This is a genomic window from Micromonospora sp. NPDC050495, assembly GCF_040655175.1.
GTDB lineage: Bacteria > Actinomycetota > Actinomycetes > Mycobacteriales > Micromonosporaceae > Micromonospora.
Map to the genome: position 1 here is coordinate 1 of NZ_JBFAJK010000114.1, position 2,029 is coordinate 2,029.

Sequence of the window (2,029 nt, forward strand, 5' to 3'; positions counted from 1 at the left end):
CGTTCACGGCGATCGGCACCGCCACCGCGGCCACCCTGCTGGCCGGCGCGCTCGTCCCCGCACGACAAGAACCGCGACCGGGCCCGCAAGATCGCCATCGGCGCCCAGGTGGCCCAGACCCTCCCGGCCGCCGGGAAGAAGCTGCCCACCACGGCGTCCGGCGGCTCCATCCCGGTGACCGTCAAGAACGACAGCCCCGACGAGATCACCGTCCTCTACACCGGCCCGGTCACCGGAAGCTTCACCCTCGGCCCGTGCGGAAGCTGCACGGCGTACTCGTTCACCGACTCGCTGCGCCCCGGCTGGGAGCCGTGCGGCGACAGCGGCAGGAACTACCCGCAGCACACGATCAGCCTGCCGCCCGGTACCACGTACTTCGTGCACGAGCCGAAGACCGACAGCACGGCCACGCCGGGCTCCGACACCGCCAAGCTGCGCGACGGCTACCTCTACACGGAGTGCGCTTACACGACACGGGGACTGGGGTCGACCTACTGAGGGCGGGCGGGCGGGCAGGCGTCGGCGACCGTGCGTCCGGCCGGGGGCCGCCGCCCGGCGCGCACCACTTCCCCGCCGGCGTACGACGCCCGGCCGGCCGCTCCGGTGAACCGTCAGCCCCGCGCCAGCAGTTCGAGGGTGTCGATCACCCGGTTGGAGAAGCCCCACTCGTTGTCGTACCAGGCGACCACCTTGACGTGACGGCCGTCGACCCGGGTGAGCGCCGAGTCGAAGATCGCCGACGCCGGGTTGCCGGTGATGTCGGAGGAGACCAGCGCGTCGTCCGAGTACTCCAGGACACCCGCGAGCGGTCCCGCCGCGGCCGCACGGTAGGCCTCCAGCACGTCGTCACGCGTGACGTCACGGGCGACCGTCGTGTTCAGCTCGACGATCGAACCCACCGGCACCGGCACCCGGATCGAGTCGCCGGACAGCCGGCCGTCGAGGTTCGGCAGCACCAGGCCGATCGCCTTGGCCGCGCCGGTCGTGGTCGGCACGATGTTGACCCCGGCGGCACGGGCGCGACGCGGGTCGCGGTGCGGGCCGTCCTGGAGGTTCTGCTCCTGCGTGTAGGCGTGCACCGTGGTCATGAACCCGTGCTCGATCCCGGCGAGTTCGTCCAGGACGGCGGCGAGCGGCGCGAGCGCGTTGGTCGTGCACGACGCGTTGGAGACGATCGTGTGCAGCTCCGCGTCGTAGGCGCCGGTGTTCACGCCGTACGCGAGCGTGACGTCGGCACCGTCCGAGGGCGCGCTGACGAGGACCTTGCGGGCACCGGCGTCGAGGTGGGCGCGGGCGGCCTTGGCGGAGGTGAAGCGGCCGGTCGACTCCAGCACGATGTCCACGCCGAGCGCGGCCCACGGCAGCTGCGCGGGTTCCCGTTCGGCGAGCACCTTGATACGACGGCCGTCCACGACGAGCACGTCACCGTCCACGCTCACCGGACGCCCGAGCCGCCCCGCCGTCGAGTCGAATGCGAGCAGCCGTGCGAGAGCGGCGGGCTCCGTGAGGTCGTTGACGGCGACGACCTCCAGGTCGCTGTTCCGCTCCAGCAGGGCACGCAGCACGTTGCGTCCGATGCGGCCGAATCCGTTGATGGCGATGCGAGTCATGAGTGGCGTCCCTTCGTCATGCCACCAGGTTCGCGGGCCGCCTCCGCGGGCGACAGCGGCCACATCGCCATGGTTCAAAAGGATCCCGCCAGGCCGTGCCGCGGCGGCCGCGCGCTACTCGCCCCTGGTGAAGGTGCGCCGGTAGTCGCTCGGTGTCGTCCCCAGGATGCGCTGGAAGTGCAGCCGCAGATTGGCCCCGGTGCCGAGGCCGACGTCGCCGGCGATCTGCTCGACGCTCCGCTCCGAGCGCTCCAGGAGTTCACGGGCCAGGTCGATCCGGGCCCGCATCACCCACTGCATCGGGGTGTACCCGGTGTCCGCGACGAAGCGCCGCGAGAACGTCCGCGCCGAGACCCCGGCGTTGCGGGCGAGCGCGTCGAGGGTGAGCGGCTCGGCCAGCCGGTGCAGCGCCCACTCGC

At 72.3% G+C, this 2,029-nt stretch carries 3 protein-coding genes; 1 reads left to right on the forward strand and 2 read right to left on the reverse strand.

The window, feature by feature from the left end:
- A partial coding sequence (locus AB0I11_RS34290; RefSeq protein ID WP_357330087.1) for a hypothetical protein occupies positions 1-498 on the forward strand: 498 nt, incomplete at its 5' end.
- Between the two features lie 113 nt (positions 499-611).
- Here the strand turns inward: AB0I11_RS34290 and gap are convergent.
- Together gap and AB0I11_RS34300 are read right to left on the reverse strand one after the other, a co-directional pair.
- Positions 612-1,610 carry a type I glyceraldehyde-3-phosphate dehydrogenase gene (gap, locus tag AB0I11_RS34295; protein WP_351938466.1) on the reverse strand — a complete coding sequence of 333 codons (999 nt, stop codon included), beginning with the start codon at positions 1,608-1,610 and terminating at the stop codon, positions 612-614.
- Between the two features lie 114 nt (positions 1,611-1,724).
- Positions 1,725-2,029: helix-turn-helix domain-containing protein (locus AB0I11_RS34300; RefSeq protein ID WP_357330089.1), on the reverse strand; the 305-nt coding region annotated here is incomplete at its 5' end.